Below are 25,458 nucleotides of genomic sequence, written 5' to 3'. Positions count from 1 at the left end.
AACGCCGACCCTGGGCTTGGGTTGCATCAAGCGACGCCGTATCGAAAATTTTGCTTTAGACGTGTCGGATCGCCGCAACGGCGGCGTCATTGATCCCTTGCGCCGCGCGCACGCGGCCCCGAAGGTGCGCCCCTGTTTCACGAGGGGTTGTTCATGCGTCGTCTTCTGATCTCGTCCGCCGCCATGATGGCGGTACTGTCCGCCGCGCCCGCGCTGGCGCAAACCTCCGCTCCCGCACAGACAGCCGCGGCCGAAAGCGAGGACGCGCGGCTGAACGCCTTCTTTGAGCAGGCCTTCCAGGCGCGGATCGCGCTGAGCCCGCAGCAAATGACCTCGCTGGGCATCAAGACCGACTACGACAAGCTGGACGACGTGTCGGACGCCGCCGCCGACCGGGCCCTGGCGCTTCAGGAGGCGCAGCTGGCGCAGATGAAGGCCCAGTTCGATCCGCAGAAGCTGGGGCCGCAGGCAGCGCTGTCGTGGCGGATGTTCGAATATGGCGTCCACCAGGCGCGACTGTCGAACCAGTGGCGCGACTGGGGCTTTCAGTTCGCCGCCAACGGCAATCCGACCACCAGCCTGCCGGTCTTTCTGATCAACAACCACCGGGTCTCCAGCGTGGCCGACGCCGAGGCCTATGTCGCGCGGATCAAGGCCGCCGAGACGCAGATGGATCAGGTGGCCGACGAACTGCGTCAGCGCGCGGCGGCGGGCGTCGTCTCGCCGCGCTTCGTCTTCGCCCCGTCCATCGCCAACACCCGCAACGTCATCACCGGCGCGCCGTTCGACGATGGGGCGGACAATCCGGTCTGGGCCGACTTCAACAAGAAGGTCGCGGCGCTGGAGACGGATCAGGCGACGAAGGACCGGCTGCTATCGGAAGGCCGCGCGGCGCTGATCGGACCCTACAAGGCCGGGTTCGAGACCGTGCTGACGGCGCTGGCCGAGGTGCAGCCCAAGGCGGACAGCGATGCGGGCGTGTGGCGCCTGCCGCAGGGCGAGGCCTATTACAACGCCCGGCTCCGGCTCTCGACCACCACCGACCTGACCGCCGACCAGATCCATCAGATCGGTCTGGCCGAGGTCGCCCGCATCCAGGCCGAGATGGAGACAATCAAGACCCAGGTCGGCTTCACCGGCTCGCTGCAGGCGTTCTTCACCTTCCTGAAGACGAATCCACGGTTCCAGTATCCGAATACGCCCGAGGGCAAGGAGCAGTATCTGACCGACGCCCGCGGCTTCATCGCCCAGGTGATGGCGGCGGCGCCGCAGTGGTTCTCGACACTGCCCAAGGCGGCGCTGGAGGTGCGGGCGGTGGAGCCGTTCCGCGAGGCGACGGCCTCGATCGCCTTCTACAACTCGCCGGCGCCGGACGGATCACGGCCGGGCATCTACTACGTCAATCTGTCGGACATGACCCAGGTGCTGAAGCCCCAGATCGAGGGCATCAGCTATCACGAGGGCGCGCCGGGCCACCACTTCCAGATCGCCTATGCGCAGGAGATCGAGGGCCTGCCGCGCTTCCGTCGGTTCGGCGGCTACGGCGCCTATGCGGAAGGGTGGGGACTGTACGCCGAACAGTTGGGCAAGGAGATGGGCTTCTATCAGGACCCCTATTCCGACTTCGGCCGGCTCTCAACCGAGCTGTGGCGCGCGGTGCGTCTGGTGACCGACACCGGCCTGCACGCCAAGCGCTGGAGCCGCGAACAGGCGATGGACTATTTCCGCCAGAACTCCCTGCTGTCCGAGCGCGACATCGAAAAGGAAGTCGAGCGCTACATCACCAACCCGGGCCAGGCGACCAGCTACAAGATCGGTGAGCTGAAGATCGAGGAACTGCGCGACCGGGCCAGGACGGCCTTGGGCGACCGGTTCGACATCAAGGACTTTCATGCGGTCGTGCTGGGCTCCGGCTCGGTGCCGCTGGACGTGCTGGAGGATCAGGTGGACAGCTGGATCGCGGCGGGCGGCGGGGCGCCGCAGGTGTAAGCACGCTCTTCTCCCTCCCCGCGCCGGGGAGGGATGTCGCGAAGCGACAGGGTGGGGACGGCCCGACAAGGACGCACTTGCTGATGCCGGACGGTATTGCCGACGACATCGCCTCGCCGCCCCCACCCGGCTTCGCTGCGCTCAGCCACCCTCCCCGGAGCGGGGAGGGAGAGGTCTGGAGTCGGATTTTTGCGACTTTGTGTGTAAGAGCCGCCGCCATGCCCTTTACCGCAACCGTCCTGACCATGTTTCCCGAGGCCTTTCCGGGCCCGCTCGGCGTGTCGCTGATCGGCACGGCCTGGCGCGAGAAGGGCTTGTGGAGCCTGGAAACGGTTGACATTCGCGCCTTTTCCACAGATACGCGCGGCTTCCTGGACGACACCCCTGCGGGTGGCGGCCCGGGAGCTGTGCTGAAGGCGGACGTGGTGGCCCGGGCGGTGGATAGCCTGCCGGGACCGAAACGGCCGCTTTTGTACATGAGCGCCAGGGGTCGACCCCTGACCCAGGCGCGCGTCAAGGAATGGGCGAAAGCCGACGGGATCGTCGTGCTGTGCGGCCGTTTCGAGGGGGTGGATCAGCGGGTGCTGGACGCACGCGGGTTCGAGGAGGTCTCGGTCGGAGACGCGGTTCTCGCCGGCGGCGAGGCGGCGGCGATGGTCGCGATCGAGGCGTGCGTAAGACTGATCCCCGGCGTGCTCGGCTCAGGCGACAGCCTGTCGTCCGAAAGCTTCGAGGATGGGCTTTTGGAACACCCGCAGTACACGCGACCGCGGACGTTCGAGGGGCTTGAGATACCCGAGGTGCTGCTGTCGGGCGATCACAAGAAGATCGCGGGATGGCGCGAGGCGCAGCGGGCGACGACTACGCGGGAGCGGCGGCCGGACCTCTGGCAGGCGCATCTCGCCAATTCACAGCTAAAGGGCGCAAAGCCCGAGGAGAAATGACATGAACATCGTTCAACAGCTGGACGCCGAAGAAAAAGCCCGCGTCCTGGGCGAACGCAAAATCCCGGAATTCCAGCCCGGCGACACCCTGCGCGTCAACGTGAAGATCAAGGAAGGCGAGCGCGAACGTGTTCAGGCCTTCGAAGGCGTCTGCATCGCCCGTGACGGCGGCGGCATCAGCGAAACCTTCACGGTCCGCAAGATCTCGTTCGGCGAAGGCGTCGAGCGCCGCTTCCCCATCCTGTCGCCGAACATCGAGTCGATCGAAGTGAAGCGCCGCGGCGTCGTGCGTCGCGCCAAGCTCTATTACCTGCGTGATCGTCGCGGCAAGTCGGCCCGTATCGCCGAGCGCCAGACGGTCCGTCCCGCCAAGGGCGTCGTCGTTCCGGAAACCGGTTCGGCCGCCAAGACCGAAGAAGCCTAGGCCACTTTGTGGTGCGCTAACGCGCTTCGCGCTGCTTGAGCGTGGGCTAGACGATCAAATGACGAAGGCCCCGGCGGTGACGCCGGGGCCTTTTTCAAATCCGTCAGTCCGGAATTACTGCGGGAACAAGGGGTTGGCCGCGTCGCGCTGGCCTTCCAGGCTGTGTTTCAGGGCTTCCATCTGCTCATGCTCGGTCTTGACCGCCGCATAGGCCCGCCGGATCGTCTCGCGCGTGGTGGCGGAAATGCCGGTGTCTTCCAGCGCCTTTTCATATTTGTTGGCGATGAACCCCTCGCCCGAGTTGATCGAACCGACGACGGAATCGTCGTTGCGCAGCAAAGCGTGTTTCACATCCAGGAAAGCGCGGTGGGCCTTGGCCAGGATCGATCCATCGGACTCGGGATCGCCGCCCAGGCCGCGAACGGCGGCCGACAGCTCGTCGACGACCTGCTGGCGTTCGCTGCTGCGGCGCTCGAACAGGGTGCGGTAATGCGGGTCTTGCGTCTGTTCGGCGGCTTCGCGATAGCCGTCCGCGCTGTCCAGCGTCGTTTCGATCAGGCCGTTCAGAACCTTGATGTCGTGGGCGTTGGGATTGCTCATCTCGTCCATTCCTTCCGCTGTTGCGGTCAAACGGCGAAATGGTCCGGCGCGGCGAAGGTTGCCGCCTGCGACATCAAAGTTTGGTGCGAAGCGACCACAGCTCGGGGAAGCAGCGCTTGGTCAGGGTCGAGGCCAGATAGGCGGCGCCTTCCGTTCCGCCCGTGCCGCGACGCCGACCGATGACGCGTTCGACCGTGACGACATGCTTGTGCCGCCAGGTCAGCAGGGCGTCGTCCAGATCGACCAGCTTCTCGGCCAACTGATACAGGACCCACCACCGTTCCGTGTCGCGATAGACCTCCAGCCAGGCCGCCTCGACGGCTTCGGACGGCGCATAGGGCTTGGTCACGTCGCGGTTCAGCACCTCGGCGGGCACCGGCAGACCGGCCTTGGCCAGTTGGGCCAGGGCGTCATCGTAAAGGCTAGGCGCCGCGATGGCGGCCTGAAGCGCGGACAGTGCCTCGGGGCGGTCTTCGTGGAACTTCAGGAAGCTGGCGTCCTTGAGGCCAAGCATGGCCTCGAAACGTCGGAACTGGTCGCTCTGGAAGCCGGACGATGACCCCAACGACCCTCGGAACCGCAGATAGTCCGACGGCGTCATCGTCGACAGAATGTCCCAGCTGTGGGTCATCACCGCCTGGATGCGGCTCACGCGCGCCAGGCTCTTGTAGGCCGGGACCAGGTCACCCGCGCGCACCATCGACTGAGCCAGGGCCGTCTCATGCAGGATTTGCTTGAGCCACAGTTCCTTGGTCTGATGGATGACGACGAACAGCATCTCGTCGTGCTGGTCCGACAGCGGGTGCTGGGTCGAAAGCAGGTCGTCCAACGCCAGATAGCCGGCGTAGGTGATGTCGCTGGATTGGGTCATGCCCGCCTATCGCCCGCGATGGCGGGCGGTGCAAGCTTAGTGCTGGCCTTGGGCCGAGACGTTGGCGGCGATCTGACGGCCGGCGTCGAAGGCGTCGCGGGCGCCTTTGTAGATGAAGCCGTAGGTCGGATAGACCGTTGTGCCCAGGTCGTTGATCGGATTGTACCAGACCTTGACCTGCGACCAGTCGTTGGAGGGCGAGACGTCGACGACGGTGACGTTCTCTTCGACCTTGCCGCGGCTGCCGCCCCAGTTGGCGTGGGTCACGCGCACGACGCGGTCGGTCAGGATGTCGGAGACGACGGCGACGTGGCCCCGGCTCATGCGGCCCTCGGGGCGGAAGACCAGAACCGAGCCGGTTTCCGGGGCCTTGCCGGTGCGGAAGTTGGCGGCGGCCTGACGCCACCAGGTCCAGGCGTCGCCGAAGATGTTGATGCCGGAGAACATGCGAGCGAAGGTCACGCACTGCCAGTAGGGCTCATCAGCCTTTGCGGTGGAGGGGACGGCGCCCAGCGCAAAAAAACCGAGGGTCGCCGCAACCGCGGCGGCTTTGAGCCGTTTCGTCATGCTGGGGTATCCCGACCCGCCTTTGGAAGCGCCCTTTAGGCCACGGGATCACGCCCCGTCGCAAGTTGTTTCGGCATATCGCCGTGCTTCATATTTCCTTCTGAAATCTTGTCGTGACGCTTGGCGCGCTTGTCGGCCATGTCTCTCAGAGCCTTGCGCGCCGGGCGTTCGACGAGATGATAGGAGACGGCGGCGACAACAGGCAGAAGGGCCAGGATCGCCAACCACACGAAAATTTGAAGCTGTTTGTCCGGCGTGTCGAACAGTTTGGCGGCCAAACCGACCGCCAGAAGCTTCCACGGCACGCAGACCATATAGACCGAATAGCTGATCTCGCCGAGGTAGACGGCCGGCTTTGACGCCAGCCATCCGGCGCGTTCGTTAGGCAGCGAGGCCAGCGACAGGATCAGGGCGCCGGCCAGCAGAACCGTGACGCCGTCCCATAGCCCGAGCGCGGCGCTGAGCACCATCAGGCCGAACGAGACGGCGGCGCACAGCCACGGCGCCTTCAACGGCGCGCGGCGATAAACGAGATAGAGAGCGCAGCCCAAGGCGAAGCACGGCACGATCCTGAGCGCGCCCCAGCGGATCGTCGCCTCGGTCAAGGCGAAGCCGGCCAATTGCTCGAACGCGAAATAGAGGATGACGAGGAAGGCCGCAGCCCCGACCACCGCCGCGATCGGCCGATGACGCAGGCGCCAGAAGACGAAGGCGAACAGTGGGAAGCAGAGGTAAGCGAACCACTCCGCAGAAATGGACCAGGACGGATGGTTCCAGCCCGCGACCGGCGCCAGCCCCCAGGCGTGGACCATGAAGAGGTTGGCGGGCAGCGACGCCCAACTCAGCACATTGGCGTCCACGCTCATACCGGCGAACAGGGCGGCGGCCGCCAGCAGCCCCACGCCGATCAGGGTGGCGATATGCAGCGGATAGACGCGCGCGATCCGCGCCCACAGGAAGCCGCGATACGAGAACCGCTTCTCGCCCGCCGCCGCCAGATAGACGTGGCTGAGGATAAAGCCGGACAGGACGAAGAACAGCTCGACCCCCAGATAGCCCTTGGCGACGAGGCCCGACTGACCGGCGCCCGCCAGGTTTTCCCAGAAGCTGTAGACGGCGACCCACATGGCCGCGCCGAAGCGCAGGGCGGTGATGGGGCGAAGGTCGGCGGGCGTCTGGACGGGGGTCATGGTCTCACATTGGCACGTCAGCCTTTTCGAACCGTGAAGGCCCGCAAAGGTTGTGCCCGGGCGGCCTATCCTGCCCACACGCCGTGGAAGCCGGCCGGCAGGGCCACGTCCGCCTGCCAGGTCGCGACCGGGCCGTCCTCGATCCGCGCCACGTCGAAGACGTGCAGTTCCGTCCGCCCGTCCTTCAGATTGACCGACGGTCCAACCAGCCAGGCGTCCCGTTCCGCCGTCGCGCCGGGCTTGGCCACGAAGACCGCCTCCTCGACCACCTGATGCACGCCGAACTCGAAGGCGTGCGAGCGACCGCTGTCCCAGTCGTGGACCGCCAGTCCCGTCGGTAAGGGCCGGCCGTGAGTCTCGCCGGAGGTATGGGCGGTCAGGCCGCGCTTCAGTCCTGCACGACGCGGGTCCGCTTTCGGGAATTCGCCGACGACATGGCTGTAGGTCATGTCGGCCCGGCCGTCTGGCCGCAGGGTGATCAGCGCCAGTTTCGCCGGATCGCCCGGAACGACCCCATGCCCGTCCACCAGAACCCGCGCGCCATCGACCGCGAAGCGCGGATCGCCGCTGGCCGCGACATCGAAGCGGATCGTGCCGTCGCGCTCGGCCCAGGCGTCGCCGAGGTGGAAATGGAAGAAGCCCGGCAACTCATAAAGGCGGCGCTTCGACAGGTCGTCCTTGTCCAACACCAGGATCTGCGTCCCCATCTCGGGTCGCCAGGCCAGGCCTGCGGTCACCGGCATGGCGTGGGTCGCGAACACCCAAGGCTGGAGCACCAGGATCACGTGCCGGTCAGTGGCGGTGAAGTCGTGCATATAGCTGGCGCGCGGCAGAGGCACGACCTGGGCGTCGCTAAGGCAGCGATCCGGGCGCAGGCGCCAGATGACGACCTGACCGCCCGCCGACCCCACGTTCCAAATCGAGCCATCGGGAGCGTAGCGCGGGTGGGCCTGGAACGGCATGCCTTTCAGGTCGTCACGCAGGGTGACGAAGTCGCGCGTCGACAGGTCCGACGCCGACAGGGCCAGGGGCGATCCTGCCTCCCACAGCGCCCAGACCTGATCGCCGGCGACCATGACGGCGGTGTTGGCGGCATTGGCGTCGTCGTTCGAGCCGATGCGAGCCCGCCCGTCGCCCTTGGTGCCGAAGCCCGGCGTAACCACCGCACCCAACTCCGTCTCCGTGCGGCGCTTGGGCGTGTCGGCGAACCGCGCTTCCAGCGTCGCCTGGCCGTCCTGGATGCGGAAGGCGCGCATCATGCCGTCGCCGTCAAACCAGTGGGTTGCCGACCCGCCTGGCCGCCGGAACTTGGCCGGTCCGTTGCGATACAGCGCGCCCTGCAGCCCCGCCGGCGCTCGGCCGTGGACCAGGCGCATCGTTTGGCGCGCGATGTCGCCTTCGACGTCCTGGGTCGCCAAAGCCCAGTCAGCCTTCGTCGCGGCGACGGCGTCCAGGGCGGCGGCGGCGCGCACCATCTCGGGCGTGGCCACGGCGGCCGAGAGGGCGGCGGCGCTCATCAGGAAGGAACGGCGTGAGGGGATCATGATCGAGCTCCGGCTTTCGTCGCTTACTTCAGGTCGATGGACTGGGTCGTGGCGCCGGCGGCGGCGAACTTGGCGCGTTCCCACGAGGCCGGCCCCATATTGCCGACGGCGTTGTTGGAGAAGGCGAAGGGCTCGACCGGCATGCCGAAGGGATTGGTGTTCATCTTGCCGTCGCCGTTCAGGTCGTGGAAGGCGCGCACCGCATAGTCGCCGTCGGGCAGGCCATCGAAGGTCACGCTGGTCTGGCCGCCGGCTGCATCCAGCATGGCGACCTGGACCGGCTGGCCCTCGCCGCCATAGTTGGCCTCGCTGTTGAAGACGGCGAGCATGATCTGGCCCTGGGGCGCGGCGCTCGGGAAGGCGACGGTCAGGTCGGCGGCGAAGGCGGGCGCGGCTGTCAGGGCGGCGGCGAGAGCGAGAACGGGAGCGATGGCGGCGACAGTCTTCATGACGGCGTATCCTGTGTCGGTGAGAGGACCGACGACCGGCCCTCAATGACCGGACCGTGCCGTCGTCCCCTGCCCTTCACCACCGCGCTTGCGGCGATGAACGGCCGCCGTTCGCGAATGCACAGGCATGGGCGTTGGCGAAGCGCGAACGAACACTTCGAACGCATCTTGTCCGTGCCTCAAAAGAAAAGGCCCGGAACCTGAGTTCCGGGCCTTGGTCTCTTCGTGCTCGCGACGAGGAACTAGTCCAGCGTGCGCTTGATCTCTTCGACCGTGAAGCACTCGATATAGTCGCCTTCCTTGATGTCCTGGAAGCCCTGGAACTGCATGCCGCATTCCTGGCCGGCCGTGACCTCGTTGACCTCGTCCTTGAAACGCTTGAGCGTGTTGAGCGTGCCCAGCTCCAGCACCACGACGTCGTCGCGGATGATGCGGACGCGCGCGCCCTTGCGGACCACGCCTTCCGACACCCGGCAACCGGCGATCTTGCCGATCTTGGAGATGTCGAACACCTGAAGGACAGCGGCGTTGCCCAGGAAGGTTTCGCGTTGCAACGGCGCCAGCATGCCGGACAGCACGCCTTTGATGTCGTCCAGCAGGTCGTAGATGATCGAATAGTAGCGGATCTCGACGCCTTCGCGCTCGGCCAGATCGCGCGCCTGTTTCGAAGCCCGGACGTTGAAGCCGAGGATCGGCGCGCCGGCCGACTTGGCCAGGTTGACGTCGCTCTCGGTAATGCCGCCGGCGCCAGAATAGACCGTGCGGGCGCGCACCTCGTCGGTGCTCATCTTGTCCAGCGAACCCATGATGGCTTCGGCCGAACCCTGCACGTCCGCCTTGATGACGACCGGCAGTTCCGAGGCCTTCTTGGAGCCCAGCTTGGCCATCATGTCGACCAGCGATACCGAGCCGCCCGAAACCTGGGCCTTCTCGCGCTTCACCCGCTGACGATATTCGGTCAGCTCGCGGGCGCGGGCTTCGGATTCCACCACGGCGAAGACGTCGCCCGGCGAGGGCGCCTCGTCCAGGCCGAGAATCTCGACCGGAACCGACGGACCGGCTTCGGTCAGCTGCTCGTTGCGCTCGTTCAGCAAGGCGCGAACCTTGCCCCACGACCCGCCGGCGACGACGATGTCGCCGCGCTTCAGCGTGCCGCGCTTGACCAGGACGGTGCCGACCGGACCGCGACCCTTGTCCAGCTTGGCCTCGATGACCACGCCCTCGGCCGAGCGATCGGCGTTGGCGCGCAGGTCCATGACCTCGGCCTGGATCAGGATGGCTTCCAGCAGGCCGTCGAGGTTCATCCGCTCTTTGGCCGAGACCTCGATGATCTGGGTCTCGCCGCCCAGGCTTTCGGCGATGACTTCGTACTGCAGCAGCTCGTTGACGACCTTTTGCGACGTCGCGCCGGGCTTATCCATCTTGTTGACCGCCACGATCAGGGGCGCGTTGGCCGCCTTGGCGTGTTGGATAGCTTCGATGGTCTGCGGCATGACGCCGTCGTCGGCGGCGACGACCAGAACCACGATGTCGGTCACATTGGCGCCGCGCGCCCGCATGGCCGAGAAGGCGGCGTGGCCCGGGGTGTCCAGGAAGGTGACCTTCTGGTCGTCCGGCAGGCGAACCTGATAGGCGCCGATGTGCTGGGTGATGCCGCCGGCTTCGCCGCCTGCGACGTCGGTCGTGCGCAGGGCGTCAAGCAGCGAGGTCTTGCCGTGGTCGACGTGGCCCATGATGGCCACGACCGGCGCGCGGGTGTCGGAGGCGTCCGCATCGTCGGCCTCGCCCAGGAAGCCGGTTTCGATGTCGGATTCCGAGACGCGCTTGACGGCCATGCCGAACTCTTCGGCCACCAGTTCGGCGGTGTCGGAATCGATCACGTCGTTGATCTTCATCATCAGGCCCTGCTTCATCAGGAACTTGATGATGTCGACGCCGCGCACGGCCATCCGGTTGGACAGCTCCTGCACGGTGATGACGTCGGGAATGACGACTTCACGCGGACGGTTGGGCGCATCGGTCGAGCCGCCCTTGCGCTTTTCCTTCTCACGTTCGCGAGCACGGCGAACGGACGCCAGCGAGCGCATCCGCTCGGCGGCGTCGCCGTCGCCGACCACGGACTGGATGGTCATGCGGCCTTCGCGGCGCTTGGGCTCGCCACGCGTGCGGCTGACGGCCTTGCCGGCGTCGGAGAAACGCTTCTCGCGATCGTCGTCACGACCGGCCGGACGACCGAAGCCGGCGCCGGGCGCACGGGCCGGACGCAGAACATTGGCCTCCGCCGGCGGGGCGTTCGGGGTCGGACGACCGCCAGGGCCGGTGCGCGCGCCGCCGGGACGGGCGGCGCCCGGCGCCGGACGCGGATTCAGGGCCGAATAGCGGACGGGCTCGGCCGGCTTGGCGCCTTGCGGACGTTGACCGCCAGGTCCGGGACGGGCGCCCTGCGGACGGTCGCCTTGCGGGCGATCGCTCTGGGGGCGGTCCGAATAGGCGCGATCGCCGCCGCCCATCGCCTGCTCGCGGGCCGAACGGCCGCCGAAGGCCGGACGCTCGGGTGCGGCGCGTTGGGGATTGCCGGGCTTGGGCACACGTTGGCCGAAGTTGACCACCGGGCGGGCCGGAGCGGCCGGACGGGCGGGCGCAGCCGGGGCCGGAGGCGCGGGCGCCGGGGTCGGCGCGACAGGCGCAGGCGCGGCGGCCACGGGCGCGGCCGGCTTGGGTGCGGGCTTGGCCGGCGCGACAGGCGCAGCCGCCGTCAGCTTGGCGGCTTCGGCGCGTGCAGCTTCTGCGGCGGCCTTGGCGGCGGCGGCCTCGTCGCGAGCGGCCTGGGCGGCGCGTTCGGTGGCGGCGGCCTGTTCGCGGGCTGCGGCGTCTGCGGCGGCCTTGGCGGCGGCGGCTGCGTCAGCCTTGGCGGCGTTCGCTTGCGTGGCCAGGGCGATGGCGCGACGGCGGGCTTCCTGCTCCTCGGCCGACAGGGCGCCGCCGGCGGGTTGCGACGGACGCGGACCTTGCGGACGCGGCGCCTGAGCGGCCTGTTGAGGACGCGCGACATCGAAGCCCTGCGGACGTTGCGGTCCGCCGGCGCCGGCGCGGCGCTTGGTCTCGACCACCACCGTCTTGGATCGGCCATGGCTGAAGCTCTGCTTCACGGTGCCGGTCGGCACCGATCCCACAACGCGCGGCTTCAAGCTCAGCGGAGCGCGCGGCCCCGTCTGGGACGGCGTGCCGCCCGTGTTGCCCTGGCCTTGGTTGGTCTTGTCGTTTTCGTCGCTCATCCGGTCGCTTTACTCGGGGCGGAAAGGCCCGCCGTCCTCATCTAATACCCATGAACGACCGTGAGCCCGTCTCCGCCCTTGGAGACAGGCCATCGGCCGCTAAAATCCTCAGCTCGCCCCTGTCGGGGGTGCTCCCGCCGATCCGTCCTCGACACTGGAAACGTCCCAGTGAGGGGGGCGAAGCGGCCGAAATCCAGCCAGTCGTTCGACCTCGATGGTCCAGCGATCGGCGCGTCCGCCCGCAAGCAGGACGGCGTGTATCGCATTTTCCAGCCCAAGGGCCAAACTCAAATCGTCCGCCGTGAACGCGCCGCAGATCTTGGCGGTCTGATGACGGGCCAGGGCGAGGATCTTTCCGCGCCCGTCGGCCGAGCCATCGGCGGCTTCCAGCACCCAGGCGGCCTTGCCCGCACGCAGGCTCGCCGCGGTTTTCTCGAAGCCGGATATAAGAACGCCTTCGCGCCGGGCAAGACCCAGCTGGTCGAGACAGCGCCTTGCCAGCAGCCGTTCGATGACATCGGCCAGGTCGGCCGGGGCGGTCAATTTGGTCTTGGCCGCGCGGGTGAAGCCGTTCTTCTTGACCGCCGCCTCGACCGAGGTGCGGCTGGCTTCGACCCACAGGCCGCGTCCGGGCAGCTTCCTGCCCAGGTCGGGGACCACCTGGCCATCGGGCCCGGCGACGAAACGGATCAGGCGAGATTCGTCCATGACCTCGTGAGAGACGAGGTCCCGGCGTTCCCTATCGATCGTTGCGTCGCGCAAGCTCATATGTGGCCAGGTCTCCCATCACGCGTTCGACGGTTCGGCGTCGGACTCTTCGCCCTCGGCCGTGTCGTCTTCGGCAGGCGCGTCGCCGAACACCTGGTCCGGATCGTATTCGCCCTCGGCGTAGTCGCCCTCTTCTTCGTACTCTTCCGGCTCGGGCTGCGGCAGTTCCGAAGCGTCGATCCAGCCGGCGGCCACGCGCGCCTGCAGGATCAGCAGCTCGGCGTCTTCCTGCGCCAGGTTGAAGCTTTCCAGCACGCCGGGGACCTTCACCCGCTCGCCGTTCTTGACTTCATAGCCGCCGCGGATTTCGTCGGTGGCCAGGTCGGCCAGATCCTCGACCGTCTTCACGCCGCCTTCGCCCAGGGCGACGGCCATGGGCAGGGTGACGCCCGGCACCTGAAGCACGCCGTCCTCGACGCCCAGTTCGACGCGCTTGGCGTCTAGCTCGGCGGCCTTCTTGTCCAGATATTCGCGGGCGCGGGCCTGAAGCTCTTCAGCGGTCTCTTCGTCGAAGCCTTCGATCTCGGAGACTTCGTACGGATCGACGTAGGCCAGATCTTCGACCGTGGCGAAGCCTTCGGTGACCAGCAGCTGGGCGATGACTTCGTCGACGTCCAGGGCTTCCTGGAACAGGCCGGTGCGCTCGGCGAACTCGCGCTGACGACGCTCGGAGTCCTGAGCCTCGGTGATGATGTCGATCTGCCAGCCGGTCAGCTGCGAGGCCAGGCGGACGTTCTGGCCGCGACGGCCGATGGCCAGCGACAGCTGCTCGTCCGGCACGACCACTTCGACGCGACCGGCTTCTTCGTCCAGCACGACCTTGGAGACTTCGGCGGGGGCCAGGGCGTTGACGATGAAGGTCGGCTCGTCCGGATTCCACTGGATGATGTCGATCTTCTCGCCCTGCAGCTCGGCGACGACCGCCTGAACGCGCGAGCCGCGCATGCCGACGCAGGCGCCGACAGGATCGATGGAGCTGTCGTTCGACAGGACGGCCATCTTGGCGCGCGAACCCGAGTCACGGGCGGCGGCGCGGATCTCGATCACGCCGTCATAAACTTCCGGCACTTCCTGGGCGAACAGCTTGGCCATGAAGCCGGGGTGGGCGCGCGACAGCATGACCTGCGGGCCCTTGGCCTCGGGGCGGACGTCGTAGATGTAGGTGCGGATGCGGTCGCCGATGTTGAACACTTCGCGCGGGATGGATTGGTCGCGGCGCATGACGCCTTCGCCCCGGCCCAGGTCGACGATGGTGTTGCCGTATTCGACGCGCTTGACCGTGCCGTTGACGATCTCGCCGACGCGATCCTTGAACTCTTCGTACTGGTTGGCGCGCTCGGCCTCGCGGACCTTTCCGGTCACGACTTGGCGGGCCATCTGCGTTTGCACCCGACCGAACTCGAACGGCGGCAGGTTCTCGACGTATTCCTTACCGACCACCGCCTCCGGATCGCGCTTGGAGGCGTCCTTCAGGCGCACCATGGCGCTGTCGTTGAACTCTTCCAGCTCGTCTTCCGGCATCCAGTCGTCCTCGACGATGGTGACGTGACGGGTCAGCGACAGCTCGCCGGTCTTGTGGTCGATCTTGGCGCGGATGTCGTGATGCGCGCCGTAGCGCGACTTGGCGCCCTTCTGGATCGCTTCTTCGATCGCCTCGATGACGATTTCGCGCTCGATGTTCTTCTCGCGGGCGACGGCCTCGGCGATCTGCAGCAGTTCGAGGCGGTTGGCGGAAATACCGGTGACGGCCATCAGGCGTTGTCCTCAGAAGGGGTCGTGGTGTCGGTTGTCAGGTCGGAGGCTTCCCCTTCGGGAAGGCCGTCGTCTTCGGGTTCGCCGCGTGCGGCGCGAATGGCGGCGCCCCGTTTCATCAGGGCGTCGGTCAGGACCAGCTTCGCGTCGCTCAGCCAGTCGAAGGGGATCAGGGCGGTGTCGTCCTCGCCGTCCAGGTCGATCAGGACGTTGCCGTCTTCATAGCCGGCCAACACGCCCTTGAACCGCTTGCGGCCCTCGATCATGCGGTCCGTTTCCAGACGCGCCTCTTCGCCCTCGAACAGGTCGAAGTCGATGGGACGGGTCAAGGGCCGGTCGATGCCGGGCGACGACACCTCCAGCATATATTCGCCGGGGATGGGGTCGGCGGCGTCGAACACTTCCGACACCGCGCGGCTCAGCTTGGCGCATTGTTCGACCGAGATGTCGTGGTCGGACGGCCGCTCGGCCATGATCTGGAGGCGCTGACGTTTGGAGCCGGTCATCAGGCGCACGCGCACGACGTCCAGGCCTAACGACTCCGCGATGGGGTCGATCAGGTCCAGCAGTTGGCGATCCTGGGCGGTTCTTGCGCGCAAGCGACGAATATCCAAAACAAAAGCGGCGGTCCGTCCGGGCCGCCGCTTGGAACGACGCCGTTGGACGCCGGTCTAACGATGTGAGCGCCATATAGGCCAACCGAAAGGGGTTGTCAGCCCCCCGCGATCAAACCCGCCGTCAGCGCGGCCCCAGATAGTCGCGCTTGCCGATCTCGACGCCCGCCGCGCGCAACAGGGCGTAGGTCATGGTGACGTGGAAAAAGAAGTTCGGCAGCGCAAACCCGGTCAGATAATCGACGCCGTTGAACTCGTGCTGCCCGCCGGGGAATTTCAGCACCACTTCGCGCGTCTCGGCGCCCTCGAAGGCATCGCGGGGCACGCTTTCGATATAGGCGATGGACAGGGCGATGGTGGCCTTCAGCTCGGCGAACGACGCTTCGGTATCGTCCGTCTTGGGCCAGTCCTGTCCGACCAACCGGGCGACGCAGGCCCGCGCCGAAAACGCCGCCGTGCGCACCTGGGCTGGGAACGGGTTCATGTCCGGGGCGAGACGCGCCTCCATCAGGGCCGCCTCATCGAACTTCTGAGCAAGCGCCTTGTCGAGCAAGGCCGACAGATTGTTCAGCGTACGCACGAAGACGGGCGCCGAGGCATCGTAGATCGAAAAGTCCATGGAGGTCAGGTCCGGTTGGAACGACCCCTTAGCTGCTAATCGACGCACCGATATTCAAGGAAGACCGGGGTCGTGTCGCCAAGCTTCTTTTCTTCGTAGCGCGTCACGACGTGATCGGCAGGCGGGACGAACCAGTCCTGATCCGCGGAGCCGATCCGCTCCAGTCCCGGCGTGCGGTTCAGCCGCTCGAGCGCCCATTCGGCGTAGTCCAGCCAATCGGTGACGAACCTTAGGGTTCCGCCGGGCTTCAGGATGCGGGCGAAGGCCTGGGCCGTTTCGTCCTGCAGCAGGCGGCGCTTGTTGTGACGCGCCTTGTGCCAGGGGTCGGGGAACAGGATCAGCACCCGGTCCACCGAGGCGTCGGGCAGGGCGTCCACCACGTCGCGCGCATCGTCGGCGTGGATGCGGACATTCTTCAGATCACCTTCCTCGACATGGCGCAGGGCCGAGGCCACGCCGTTCAGGAAGGGTTCGCAGCCGATCACCAGGGCGTCGGGCCGCGTCGCCGCCTGGGCCGCCATATGCTCCCCGCCGCCGAAGCCGATCTCCAGCCAGACCTCGGTCGCCTCGGGCATCATCGTCTTGGGGTCCAGCGGCCCGGCCTTGGGATCAGGCACGGCGATCTCGGGCAGCAGGGTCTCCATCAGCGCCGCCTGGCGGGGCTTGATGGGGCGGGCCTTGATGCGGCCGAACGATCGCAGCGGGCGGTCGAGATGCGGGTTTTCGTCTTCGGGACGGTCATCGGCGTTCATGCGCCTGCCGTTAGCTGTCGCGCGGCCAAGCGTCCACCAGCGAACGCCGAAACCTTTTGACGGTTGCGGCCGAACGCCCTTCTATGCCGGTCACAAGCGGCGTCGGGGCTGACGCATTGCGGGAGAGGGATTTCGATGATCGGACATCATCTGCGGGGCGTCAGCCTCGCGGCCATTACATGCGCCGTGCTGGGCCTGTCGGCCTGCGCCACCACCGGCGAGACGCCTGATGATACGGCCGCGAAACCGTCGAAGGAGCGGACCTTGGCCGCCGGTCTGGATCCCGCGACGACGCTGGATCCCTATCCCTCCACCTATCAGCCCCTGCCGCGCGAGAACTTCGCCGTGGTCGGCTCAACCGTCCTGACCGGCACGGATCGCAAGATCGAGAACGGCGTGGTCGTGGTCACGGACGGCAAGATCGCCGCCGTCGGCGACGCCTCGACCCCCATCCCTTCCGGCTATCGCGTTGTCGAGGCGCGCGGCCGCTATGTCACCCCCGGCGTCATCGACGTGCACAGCCACCTGGGCGTCTATCCGTCGCCCGGCGTCAGCGGCATGAGCGACGGCAACGAGGCGACCAGCCCGAACACCGCCCAGGTCTGGGCCGAACACTCGCTGTGGCCCCAGGACCCCGGCTTCAACACCGCCCGCGCCGGCGGCGTGACCACGCTTCACATCCTGCCCGGCTCGGCCAATCTGTTCGGCGGCCGGGGCGTGACCATCCGAAACGTGCCCTCGATCACCATGCAAGGCCTGAAGTTCCCGGCCGCCCCCTATACGGTCAAGATGGCCTGTGGCGAGAACCCGTCGCGCGTCTATGGCGGGCGCAACCAGAGCCCGGCGACGGGCATGGGCAATATGGCCGGCTATCGCGCCGCCTTCATCGCCGCGCGCGACTACAAGGCCAAATGGGACAAGTGGCGCGAGGACGGCGAAGGCGCCGCCCCGACCCGCAATCTGCAAAACGAGACCCTGATGGGCGTTCTGGACGGGTCGATCCTGATCCAGAACCACTGCTACCGCGCCGACGAGATGGCGCTGATGATGGATATGGCCAAGGAGTTCGGCTACCGCATCACCACCTTCCACCACGCGACCGAGGCCTACAAGCTGGCGCCGCAACTGGCCGCCAACGGCATTTGTGCGGCCATGTGGACCGGCTGGTGGGGCTTCAAGATGGAGGCCCTTGACGCCATCGAGGAGAACGCCGCCCTGGTCGACGCCCAGCAGGGATCGTGCGCCGTCATCCACTCCGACGACGCCGAACTGACCCAACGGCTCAACCAGGAAGCCGCGGCCGCCCTGTCGGCCGGTCGCCGCGCCGGGCTGAACATTTCCGAAGAACACGCCATCGGTTGGATCACCTCCAACGCCGCCAAGGCCATCGGCATCGCCGACCAGACCGGGTCGCTGGAGCCCGGCAAGCGCGCAGACGTGGTGATCTGGAGCGCCGATCCCTTCTCGATCTACGCCCGCGCCGATCAGGTCTTCATCGACGGCGCCCTGACCTTTGATCGCAGCAACCCCGCCTATCAGCCGACCAGCGACTTCGAACTGGGTCAGCCGGGCTACGGCCTGACCGCCGCCAACGTCACGGAAGGAGCCCGCTGATGCGCCTGTCTCACATCCTCGCGGGCGCCGTCGCGGCCCTGTCTCTCGCCGTCCCTGCTCTTGCGCAGGAAACCGTCGCCATCGTCGGCGGACGCATCCTGACCGGCGACTCCGTCATTGAGAACGGCACGGTCGTGATCCGCGACGGCAAGATCGTCTCGGTGGGCTCAGGCGGCGCGCCGTCCGGCGCCCGCGTCATCGACGCGGCGGGCAAGACCGTCGCGCCTGGTTTCGTCGCCGTGGATTCCGGCCTGGCCGGGACCGAGGTCAGTTCGGTCAGCGGCACCAACGAACTGCGCAACAGCGCCAATACGCTCAGCGCCGCCTTTGACATCTCGTACGGCCTTGACCCCTGGTCCTTCACCCTGCCGGTCGCGCGGCTGGGCGGCATCACCCGCGCCATCGTCGTGCCCCAGCATCCCGGCTCTTCCGGCGGCCATGTGCATGAGGACGAGACGGCCGGCGCCGGCGACGGCGGCTATCAGACGCCGGGCCTGTTCGCGGGCCAGGCGGCGATCATCAATCTGGGTCAAGGCTCGAACATTCTGGTCAAGCCGCGCGTGGCCATGGTCGCCCCGTTCGGCGAGGCCGGAGCCGGCATCGCCGGAGGCGCGCGCGGCGCGCAGTTCGTCCTGTTCAAGGAGACGCTGTCGGAAGTCCGCCTCTATGCCCGCAACAAGTCGGCCTATGAGCGGGCGGGCCTGCGCGACCTCAGCCTGTCGCGCGCCGATCTCGAGGCTCTGATTCCCGTCGCCAATGGGACGATGCCGCTGATCGTCACCGTCCACCGCGCCTCGGACATTCAGCAGGTGCTGCGTCTGGCGCGCGAGGAAGGGATCAAGCTGATCCTCGACGGCGCCGAGGAAGGCTGGCTGGTCGCCGGCGACATCGCTTCGGCCGGCGTGCCGGTGCTGCTGAACCCCATCTCCAACCTGCCAAGCGATTTCGAGATGCGGGCGGCGCGGGCGGAAAACGCAGCGGCTCTGGACGCGGCGGGCGTCTTGATCGCTATCAAGGGCAACGAGGGCTCGACCCACCGCGCCCGCGAGGCCCGCTACAACGCCGGCAACGCCGTCTCGCACGGCCTGCCCTATGGCGCCGCCATCGCCGCCCTGACGGTCAATCCGGCGAAGATCTTCGGCATGGCCGGGCAGTTCGGCCAGATCGCACCGGGCGTAGCGGGTGACGTCGTGGTCTGGTCCGGCGATCCGTTGGAGCCGCTTAGCCAGCCGTCGGCCGTGTTCGTCAATGGCGTCGAACAGCCCCTGACCAGCCGCCCGCTGATGCTGCGCGACCGCTATCGCCAGCAGACGCCGATGCCGCCGGCCTATCGCAACTAAGGACCGCTTTGGTCTGAACGGAAAGGGCGGGGCCGGACGGTCCCGCCCTTTTTCATTGGCCGCGTCCGCGCTAGGTCAGGCCCATGCCCACCGTGCTCTACATCGACGCCGACGCCTGCCCCGTGAAGGAAGAGGTGTATCGCGTCGCACGCCGCTATGGGCTGAAGACCTATGTCGTCTCCAACACCTGGATGCAGGTTCCTCGCGAGCCGCTGATCGAACAGGTGGTGGTGGACGCCGGCCCCGACATCGCCGACGACTGGATCGCTGAGCGGGCGGGCGTAGGCGACGTGGTCATCACCGCCGATATCCCCTTGGCGGACCGCTGTCTGAAGTCGGGCGCACAGGCGCTGAAGTCGAACGGCCAGCCCTTCACCCCGGACTCCATCGGCTCGGCCCTTGCCGGACGGATGGTGGGCGAGCATCTGCGGTCGATGGGCGTGGCCACATCCGGTCCGCCGCCGTTCTCGGCCGCTGACCGTTCGCGTTTCTTGCAGGCGTTGGATCAGGCGGTGGTCAAGGCGCGCAAGGCGGCGACATGACCACCGTCATCCCCGAGGACGAGCTTGAGTTTCACTTCTACCGCGCGGGCGGTCCAGGCGGGCAGAACGTCAACAAGGTCTCGACCGCCGTCCAGATGCGGTTCGATGTGAAGAACTCGCCGTCGCTGACCGATCCGGTCAAGGCGCGGCTGATGAAGCTGGCCGGCAGCCGGCTGACGCTGGAAGGCGTGATCCTGATCACCGCCGTGCGTCACCGCACCCAGGAGCGCAATCGCGCCGACGCCATCGAACGGCTTCAGGCCATGGTCGACGAGGCCTCGATCCGCCCCGTCTATCGCGTGCCGACACGCCCGACCAAGGCGTCCAAGGAACGCCGCCTCAAGGCCAAGACGACCCGCGCCTCGATCAAGTCGGGCCGCGGCAAGCCTTCGCTGGACTGACGGTCAGCGCTCGGCCGGGCGGAACAGCAGGGCCGCAATCTTGTCCTCGGCGTCAAAGCCGATCAGCCATTCGGTGACCTGATTGTCGAAGGTGACCTTGAACATCTGGGCCTCGCCTTCCTGCTTGACGTATTCGACCGTCTTGACGGCGCCGAAGCCCTTGATCAACGGGACCACCTGGGCCTCCTGCTGACGGATCTGGGTTCCGAGGCCGGTCGTGAAATCCGAATAGTCGAAGCCGGTCCCCTGGGCGCTGGCGATCACGGCGCGCAGCGCCTCCTCCGAACGGGCGATGTCGGGAGCCTGAGCGGCGGACGCCGTTGCAGACGCCGTTGCGGGCGCAGCGGCAGGGCGGGCTTGAGGCGCTGCGGCTTGAGCCGGGCGGTCGAAGCCGTTCGGCACAGCGCCGGCGGCGGCCTGAGCCAAGGCGGGCATGGGCGCCAGCAGCACGGCGGCTGCGATAGCGGTCTTCATCAAGGTCGGCTTCATAGCGAAAGCTCCGGTCAAGTCAGATAGGGCCAGAGCGAAAGGCCCAGGGCCGCCAGGGCCGCGATGACCGCGACCGTGACTGAAGCCGTCACCCAAGCCGGAGTTCCCGACTTTTCGATGACCACCGCCGCCGGGCGCGGCGGCTCCTGAACCAGGCGCGAGATAGCGCGGGCGGCGGCGATCATTTCGTTGATCGCGTCACGCGCCTGGGCCTGCGGTCCCAGCTCGCGGCGGATCCAGCGTTCGACCACCGGCTGGGCGGCCTTCCACAGATCGTGGTCGGGTTGCAGCCGCCGCGCCACGCCCTCGACCGAGACCATGGTCTTTTGCAGCAGGATCAGTTCGGGCCGCAGCCGCATTTCGAACAGGGCGGTGATCTCGAACAACTGGCCCAAGAGCCGGCCCATCGACACCTGGCTGGCGGCGCGGCCGATCACCGGCTCGCCGACCGCGCGCAGAGCCTGGGCGAAGGTCTCCACCGAGTGGTGCGGCGGGACGTAGCCGGCCTCGAAATGCACGCGCGAAATCCGGTCGTAGTCGCGGCTGATGAAGCCCCACAGGATCTCGGCCAGATAGCGCCGCTCGGCCGGGCCCAATCGCCCAACGATGCCGAAATCGATCGCCGTCAGATGGGCCGGCGCGCTGGCGAACAGATTGCCCTCGTGCAGGTCGGCGTGGAACACCCCGTGATCCAACGCCTGGACCAGGAAGGCGCGCACGACATTGTCGGCCAGCTGATCCTTGTCCAATCCCGGCAGGTCCAGCAGCGCCGGATCCGTCATGGGCACGCCTTGCGCCCACTCCAGCGTCAGCACGCGCTTGCCCACCCCGTCCCAGATCACGGCCGGCGCGGACATATATCCGTCCTTGGCCAGCACCTCGGCCATCTCGCTGGCGGCGGCGGCCTCCAGCCGCATGTCCAACTCCAGATCCAGCGAGTTGGCGATGGTCTCGACAAAGGCGGACGGCTCCAGACGCCGCGCCATCGGCACGAGCCGCCAGACCAGCCGGGCGGCCAGACGCATCGAATCCAGGCCATTGGCGACCCGCCGCTCGACCCCCGGCCGCAGCACCTTGACCGCGACGGCCCGCCCATCGGCCAGGGTCGCGCGGTGCGCCTGGGCCAGGGAGGCGGCGGCGACCGGCGGGCTGAGGTCGATGAACAGGCTTTCGGCCGGACGACCCAGCGATTTCTCGATCTCGCGACGCGCCTCTTCCAGAGAGAAGGGCGGCAAGGCGTCCTTCAACCGGCCAAGATCGCGCGCGAATTCCAGCCCGAAGATATCGGCGCGGGTGGCCAGGACCTGGCCCAGTTTGATCGCCACGGGGCCCAGATGTTCGAACGCCTTGCCCAGCCTCTGGCCCGGCCGACCCTGACGCCCAGCGCGACCTGAGAAGAGTTGCACGAACCGGGCGAACGGCCGCGTCCAGGCCGGCAGCAGATGGGTCACCTCGCGCGGGATCAGGGCGTCATGACGCGCCAAGACCCACAGCCAGCCCAGCAGGCGCAGGAAGGACGCAACCGGGTTCTGGACCGCGACCGTCGCGGGCGGCGGCGGGGCCGTGCGATAGATCCGGCTGGTCAGATCGCCCACCCATGATGGATGGCGGCGATCCCGCCCGACAGATTGGTGACGGACACGCGACGGAAGCCGGCGTCCTCAATCATGCCCTTGAACGTATTCTGATCGGGGAAGCGACGGATGCTTTCGACCAGATACTGATAGCTTTCGCGATCCTTGGCGACCCAGCCGCCGATGCGCGGAATGGCGTGGAAGGACCAGGCGTCATAGACCTTGCGGATCGGGCTGGTCGTGGGACGCGAGAACTCAAGGCACAGGAACCGGCCGCCCGGCTTCAGCACCCGGCGCGCCTCGGCCAGGGCCTTGTCGATATGAGCCACGTTGCGGATGCCGAAACTGATCGAATAGGCGTCGACCGAGGCGTCCGGCAGCGGCAGGTTCATGGCGTCGCCGACGCTCCACTGCATCTCCGGTTCGCCGCCCTTGTGGACGCCGGCCAGGATCATCTCGGCGTTGTAGTCCAGCACGATGACATTAGCGTCCTCGCCGCCGCGCCGCTCCTGGGCTGCGCGCGCCATCTTGGAATAGCGACGCGCCATGTCGCCGGTGCCGCCCGCAACGTCCAGAATGGTTTCGCCCGGACGCGGGTTCAGCTTGGCGGCGGCGATATCCTTCCAGATGCGGTGGACGCCCACGCTCATCAGGTCGTTCATCACATCGTAGTTGGAGGCGACGGAATCGAAGACCCCGCGCACCATCTTCACCTTCTCGCGCGCATCCACGTCGCGAAAGCCGAAGGAGGAACGATCACCCGACGAATGCGGGCCGTGGGAGGAGGCGTCGGTCATAGTCGTCGTCTAGCGCGTCGCAGCGCCCCCGTCATCCGATGAGACACCCGATCAGGCCGCTTCGGGCTGCGGCAGTTTCAAATCCTTCATCACGTCGCGCATCAGGCCGTAACAGCCGCACGACGCCGCCTCCAGGCCGTCGCGATCCAGGACCCTGACCCAGCCGCGTCCCCGTTGGATCAGCGACTTGCGCTCCAGCACCGTGCCGACCTCCGACACCGTGGCGCGACGCACGCCCAGCATGCCGGCGATATCGGCCTGGGTCAGATCGATCCGGTCGTCCTCGGCCCGGTCGTGGAGCATCAGCAGCCAGCGGGCCAACCGTTCGTCCAGCCGATGCTGGGCGTTGCAGGCGGCCGCCTGCTGCACTTGCGCCATCAAGCCTTCGGTGAAGCGCGACAGGGCTGAGCGCAGCGTCTCGCTGTCTTCCAGCGCCTCGCCGAACACCTCGGCCGAGCAATGGGCCGCGATCCCGTCGCGTTGAGAAATGGCCCGACTGGCGGCGCGGGCGTTGAACGGCCCGCAGGTGACGCCGATCAGGCCTTCGCGCCCTATGGCGGCCGTCTCCACCATCTTGTCATCCGGCAGGATGGTCATCAGCGACACCACGCCCTTGATCGGAAACCACACCTGATCGACCGCCTCGCCGGCGTCATAGAGCATTTGGCCGCGCGTGATCTCGCGCTCTTTCAAATGCGGTTCGATCCGCTTGCGGTCGGCCGCATCGAGAGCGGCGATCCAGAGATTTTCCATCCTAACCCCGCTGGCGACCGATGACGCGAAAGAGCGACGATCGCTGCTCGATCAATGCACAAGCTTGACCATGGGTTCCCTGGACGGATCCGCGCGGCTTCGCCGCTTGCCGCCATCCATCAGGCGCCCTACGCCAAAGAAAAAGAGGAAACGCGATGACCGACACACGGCTTGACGTAGCGAAAACGCTGAAGGATTTGCCCGCCTGGCGCGCGCATGACGGCGATCGCCCGGCCATCACACGGACGCTGAAGTTCGCGGATTTCAACGCGGCCTTCGGCTTCATGACCCGCGTCGCCCTGATGGCCGACAAGATGGACCACCATCCCGAATGGTCGAATGTCTATGACCGCGTCGAAATCCTGCTCACTACCCACGACGCCGATGGCGTGACGGACAAGGACGTGACTTTGGCCCGCTTCATTGACGGCGCCGCCGCCGGCATGGGGGTGAAGTCGTGAGCGGCTCCGCGCGTCCCGGCCGCGTCGCCGGCAAGACGGCCCTGATCACCGGCGCGGCCGGCGGCCTGGGTGAAGCCATGGCCTTCATGCTGGCCCGCGAGGGCGCCCGCGTCGCCGTCACCGACATCGACGCCGCACGCGCTCAGGCCTTGGCGAGCCGGATCAATGCGGAAATTCCGGACGCCGCCTTCGCCTATGCCCACGACGTGGCCAGCGAGGCCGAATGGGAAGGTGTGATCGCCGCCGCCGTCGCCGATCTCGGCGGCCTGTCGGTGCTGGTTAACAACGCCGGCGTTGGCGGCCCCCTGGCCTTCGTCGAGCAGGACACGATCGAGAACTGGCAGCGTCAGTACGAGATCAATCTGCGCTCCATCATGCTGGGCGCCAAACACGCCATGCCGCATCTGCGCGCCTCGGCTCCGGCCTCGATCATCAACATCTCCTCGATCGCAGGGCTCGCGGCCGCCCCCGGCATGGGCGCCTACAACGCCACCAAGGCGGCGGTCTGGATGTACACCAAGACCCTGGCGCTTGAGGCCGCGAAGGCCGACTGGAACGTGCGCTGCAACTCGGTCCACCCCGTCTTTATCAAGACGCCGATCCTGGATCCCTTCATCGCCATGGCCGGCGGGGACGAGGACAAGGCGCACGAGCGCCTCGCGCGTGGCATTCCTTTGAAGCGGATCGGCGAACCCGACGACGTCGCCTACTGCGTCCTCTATCTGGCGTCAGACGAATCCAAGTTCGTCACGGGGTCCGAGTTCAAGATCGACGGCGGCATGACGGCGCAGTAGGGCGACGCCCTACTGCTTTCTTTTTGGGCCTATCGCGCTTCGCGCTGCTTGAGGCCGTTGGCCTTCCTTGTCGGTGATTGATGGCGGCCATCCGGTCGTCATCCGCGCATTCGGGATTGAGGCCGCTTGCGCCATGCTGTAAGCGGCCTGTTCCGGCGTCGCGCCGGCCGACGCACCCGTAGCTCAGCTGGATAGAGTGCTGCCCTCCGAAGGCAGAGGTCACAGGTTCGAATCCTGTCGGGTGCGCCACTTCCTCAAAACCTATTGAAAACGCTACAGGTTTACCGTCTGCGGGACCGTTTTGCGGCGATGTCTACACAACCTGTCTACACAAT

The 25,458-nt window shown here is 67.1% G+C and carries 25 protein-coding genes and 1 tRNA gene; 10 read left to right on the top strand and 16 right to left on the bottom strand.

Annotated features, from left to right (window positions below):
* Nucleotides 1-153 precede the first annotated feature (153 nt).
* The 3 genes from BVE01S_RS05130 to rplS all read left to right on the top strand — a co-directional run bounded on the left by BVE01S_RS05130 (nt 154) and on the right by rplS (nt 3,357).
* A complete protein-coding gene (locus BVE01S_RS05130; RefSeq protein ID WP_066625094.1) occupies nt 154-1,989 on the top strand; it encodes a DUF885 domain-containing protein in 1,836 nt (611 codons plus the stop codon).
* Between the two features lie 218 nt (nt 1,990-2,207).
* Complete coding sequence (gene trmD, locus BVE01S_RS05125) at nt 2,208-2,933, top strand: tRNA (guanosine(37)-N1)-methyltransferase TrmD (RefSeq protein ID WP_017505018.1); 726 nt, start codon at nt 2,208-2,210, stop codon at nt 2,931-2,933.
* 1 nt (nt 2,934) lies between these two features.
* On the top strand, nt 2,935-3,357 hold the full coding sequence (gene rplS / locus BVE01S_RS05120) for a 50S ribosomal protein L19 (protein ID WP_017505017.1): 423 nt from the start codon (nt 2,935-2,937) through the stop codon (nt 3,355-3,357).
* A gap of 114 nt (nt 3,358-3,471) precedes the next feature.
* On the opposite strand, the gene BVE01S_RS05115 is transcribed toward rplS, so the two are convergent.
* The 12 genes from BVE01S_RS05115 to trmB all read right to left on the bottom strand — a co-directional run bounded on the left by BVE01S_RS05115 (nt 3,472) and on the right by trmB (nt 16,358).
* Nucleotides 3,472-3,957, bottom strand: a complete 486-nt coding sequence (locus tag BVE01S_RS05115; protein ID WP_066625405.1) for a PA2169 family four-helix-bundle protein — start codon at nt 3,955-3,957, stop codon at nt 3,472-3,474.
* 73 nt (nt 3,958-4,030) lie between these two features.
* On the bottom strand, nt 4,031-4,828 hold the full coding sequence (locus BVE01S_RS05110; protein ID WP_066625086.1) for a tryptophan 2,3-dioxygenase: 798 nt from the start codon (nt 4,826-4,828) through the stop codon (nt 4,031-4,033).
* 36 nt (nt 4,829-4,864) lie between these two features.
* Nucleotides 4,865-5,395 (bottom strand): CHAP domain-containing protein, encoded by a 531-nt coding sequence (locus tag BVE01S_RS05105; protein WP_055754667.1) that lies wholly within the window; start codon nt 5,393-5,395, stop codon nt 4,865-4,867.
* Between the two features lie 35 nt (nt 5,396-5,430).
* The gene (locus BVE01S_RS05100; protein WP_066625084.1) at nt 5,431-6,585 is read right to left on the bottom strand and encodes an acyltransferase family protein; all 1,155 of its coding nucleotides are present in this window, start codon (nt 6,583-6,585) and stop codon (nt 5,431-5,433) included.
* Nucleotides 6,586-6,650: 65 nt separating this feature from the next.
* Nucleotides 6,651-8,129 (bottom strand): carotenoid oxygenase family protein, encoded by a 1,479-nt coding sequence (locus tag BVE01S_RS05095; RefSeq protein ID WP_066625082.1) that lies wholly within the window; start codon nt 8,127-8,129, stop codon nt 6,651-6,653.
* Between the two features lie 23 nt (nt 8,130-8,152).
* Complete coding sequence (locus BVE01S_RS05090) at nt 8,153-8,578, bottom strand: DUF2141 domain-containing protein (protein WP_066625079.1); 426 nt, start codon at nt 8,576-8,578, stop codon at nt 8,153-8,155.
* Nucleotides 8,579-8,820: 242 nt separating this feature from the next.
* The gene (gene infB / locus BVE01S_RS05085; protein WP_066625076.1) at nt 8,821-11,853 is read right to left on the bottom strand and encodes a translation initiation factor IF-2; all 3,033 of its coding nucleotides are present in this window, start codon (nt 11,851-11,853) and stop codon (nt 8,821-8,823) included.
* A gap of 108 nt (nt 11,854-11,961) precedes the next feature.
* Nucleotides 11,962-12,621, bottom strand: coding sequence for an RNA-binding protein (locus tag BVE01S_RS05080; RefSeq protein WP_066625073.1), 660 nt, complete (start codon nt 12,619-12,621; stop codon nt 11,962-11,964).
* 18 nt (nt 12,622-12,639) lie between these two features.
* Complete coding sequence (gene nusA, locus BVE01S_RS05075; RefSeq protein WP_066625070.1) at nt 12,640-14,373, bottom strand: transcription termination factor NusA; 1,734 nt, start codon at nt 14,371-14,373, stop codon at nt 12,640-12,642.
* Nucleotides 14,373-14,972: a ribosome maturation factor RimP gene (gene rimP / locus BVE01S_RS05070; protein WP_066555243.1), complete on the bottom strand. Its 600-nt coding sequence runs from the start codon at nt 14,970-14,972 to the stop codon at nt 14,373-14,375. The genes nusA and rimP overlap by 1 nt, the downstream gene beginning before the upstream one ends.
* A 139-nt stretch (nt 14,973-15,111) precedes the next feature.
* Complete coding sequence (locus BVE01S_RS05065) at nt 15,112-15,606, bottom strand: DUF1993 domain-containing protein (RefSeq protein WP_066625068.1); 495 nt, start codon at nt 15,604-15,606, stop codon at nt 15,112-15,114.
* 35 nt (nt 15,607-15,641) lie between these two features.
* Nucleotides 15,642-16,358 (bottom strand): tRNA (guanosine(46)-N7)-methyltransferase TrmB, encoded by a 717-nt coding sequence (gene trmB, locus BVE01S_RS05060; protein ID WP_066625065.1) that lies wholly within the window; start codon nt 16,356-16,358, stop codon nt 15,642-15,644.
* Between the two features lie 135 nt (nt 16,359-16,493).
* Between trmB and BVE01S_RS05055 the strand changes: the two genes are divergently transcribed.
* The 4 genes from BVE01S_RS05055 to arfB all read left to right on the top strand — a co-directional run bounded on the left by BVE01S_RS05055 (nt 16,494) and on the right by arfB (nt 20,255).
* The gene (locus BVE01S_RS05055) at nt 16,494-17,972 is read left to right on the top strand and encodes an amidohydrolase (RefSeq protein ID WP_066625060.1); all 1,479 of its coding nucleotides are present in this window, start codon (nt 16,494-16,496) and stop codon (nt 17,970-17,972) included.
* Nucleotides 17,972-19,312 (top strand): amidohydrolase family protein, encoded by a 1,341-nt coding sequence (locus BVE01S_RS05050; protein ID WP_066625057.1) that lies wholly within the window; start codon nt 17,972-17,974, stop codon nt 19,310-19,312. The genes BVE01S_RS05055 and BVE01S_RS05050 overlap by 1 nt, the downstream gene beginning before the upstream one ends.
* Before the next feature lie 83 nt (nt 19,313-19,395).
* Nucleotides 19,396-19,854, top strand: a complete 459-nt coding sequence (locus tag BVE01S_RS05045) for a YaiI/YqxD family protein (RefSeq protein ID WP_055809473.1) — start codon at nt 19,396-19,398, stop codon at nt 19,852-19,854.
* On the top strand, nt 19,851-20,255 hold the full coding sequence (gene arfB / locus BVE01S_RS05040) for an alternative ribosome rescue aminoacyl-tRNA hydrolase ArfB (RefSeq protein ID WP_017505001.1): 405 nt from the start codon (nt 19,851-19,853) through the stop codon (nt 20,253-20,255). Before BVE01S_RS05045 ends, arfB begins: the two co-directional genes overlap by 4 nt.
* Nucleotides 20,256-20,258: 3 nt before the next feature.
* On the opposite strand, the gene BVE01S_RS05035 is transcribed toward arfB, so the two are convergent.
* Genes BVE01S_RS05035 through BVE01S_RS05020 form a run of 4 tightly spaced genes read right to left on the bottom strand, consistent with a single transcriptional unit; the run spans nt 20,259 to nt 23,868 of the window.
* Complete coding sequence (locus BVE01S_RS05035; RefSeq protein ID WP_244878355.1) at nt 20,259-20,729, bottom strand: hypothetical protein; 471 nt, start codon at nt 20,727-20,729, stop codon at nt 20,259-20,261.
* A 29-nt stretch (nt 20,730-20,758) separates the two neighbouring features.
* The gene (gene ubiB / locus BVE01S_RS05030) at nt 20,759-22,339 is read right to left on the bottom strand and encodes a 2-polyprenylphenol 6-hydroxylase (RefSeq protein ID WP_055754684.1); all 1,581 of its coding nucleotides are present in this window, start codon (nt 22,337-22,339) and stop codon (nt 20,759-20,761) included.
* Nucleotides 22,327-23,115 (bottom strand): class I SAM-dependent methyltransferase, encoded by a 789-nt coding sequence (locus BVE01S_RS05025; RefSeq protein ID WP_055754685.1) that lies wholly within the window; start codon nt 23,113-23,115, stop codon nt 22,327-22,329. The genes ubiB and BVE01S_RS05025 overlap by 13 nt, the downstream gene beginning before the upstream one ends.
* Before the next feature lie 51 nt (nt 23,116-23,166).
* On the bottom strand, nt 23,167-23,868 hold the full coding sequence (locus tag BVE01S_RS05020) for a Crp/Fnr family transcriptional regulator (protein WP_055754686.1): 702 nt from the start codon (nt 23,866-23,868) through the stop codon (nt 23,167-23,169).
* 155 nt (nt 23,869-24,023) lie between these two features.
* On the opposite strand from BVE01S_RS05020, the gene BVE01S_RS05015 reads away from it, so the two are divergent.
* The 3 genes from BVE01S_RS05015 to BVE01S_RS05005 all read left to right on the top strand — a co-directional run bounded on the left by BVE01S_RS05015 (nt 24,024) and on the right by BVE01S_RS05005 (nt 25,372).
* The gene (locus BVE01S_RS05015) at nt 24,024-24,329 is read left to right on the top strand and encodes a 4a-hydroxytetrahydrobiopterin dehydratase (protein ID WP_084375302.1); all 306 of its coding nucleotides are present in this window, start codon (nt 24,024-24,026) and stop codon (nt 24,327-24,329) included.
* Nucleotides 24,326-25,123, top strand: coding sequence for an SDR family oxidoreductase (locus BVE01S_RS05010; protein WP_066625052.1), 798 nt, complete (start codon nt 24,326-24,328; stop codon nt 25,121-25,123). Before BVE01S_RS05015 ends, BVE01S_RS05010 begins: the two co-directional genes overlap by 4 nt.
* A gap of 172 nt (nt 25,124-25,295) precedes the next feature.
* Nucleotides 25,296-25,372, top strand: a tRNA-Arg gene (locus tag BVE01S_RS05005).
* Nucleotides 25,373-25,458: the final 86 nt, after the last annotated feature.

The sequence above is a fragment of the Brevundimonas vesicularis NBRC 12165 genome (assembly GCF_001592205.1).
GTDB lineage: Bacteria > Pseudomonadota > Alphaproteobacteria > Caulobacterales > Caulobacteraceae > Brevundimonas > Brevundimonas vesicularis.
The sequence above is the reverse complement of the archived record's forward strand: the minus strand, read 5'-3'. Positions and strand labels throughout refer to the sequence as shown.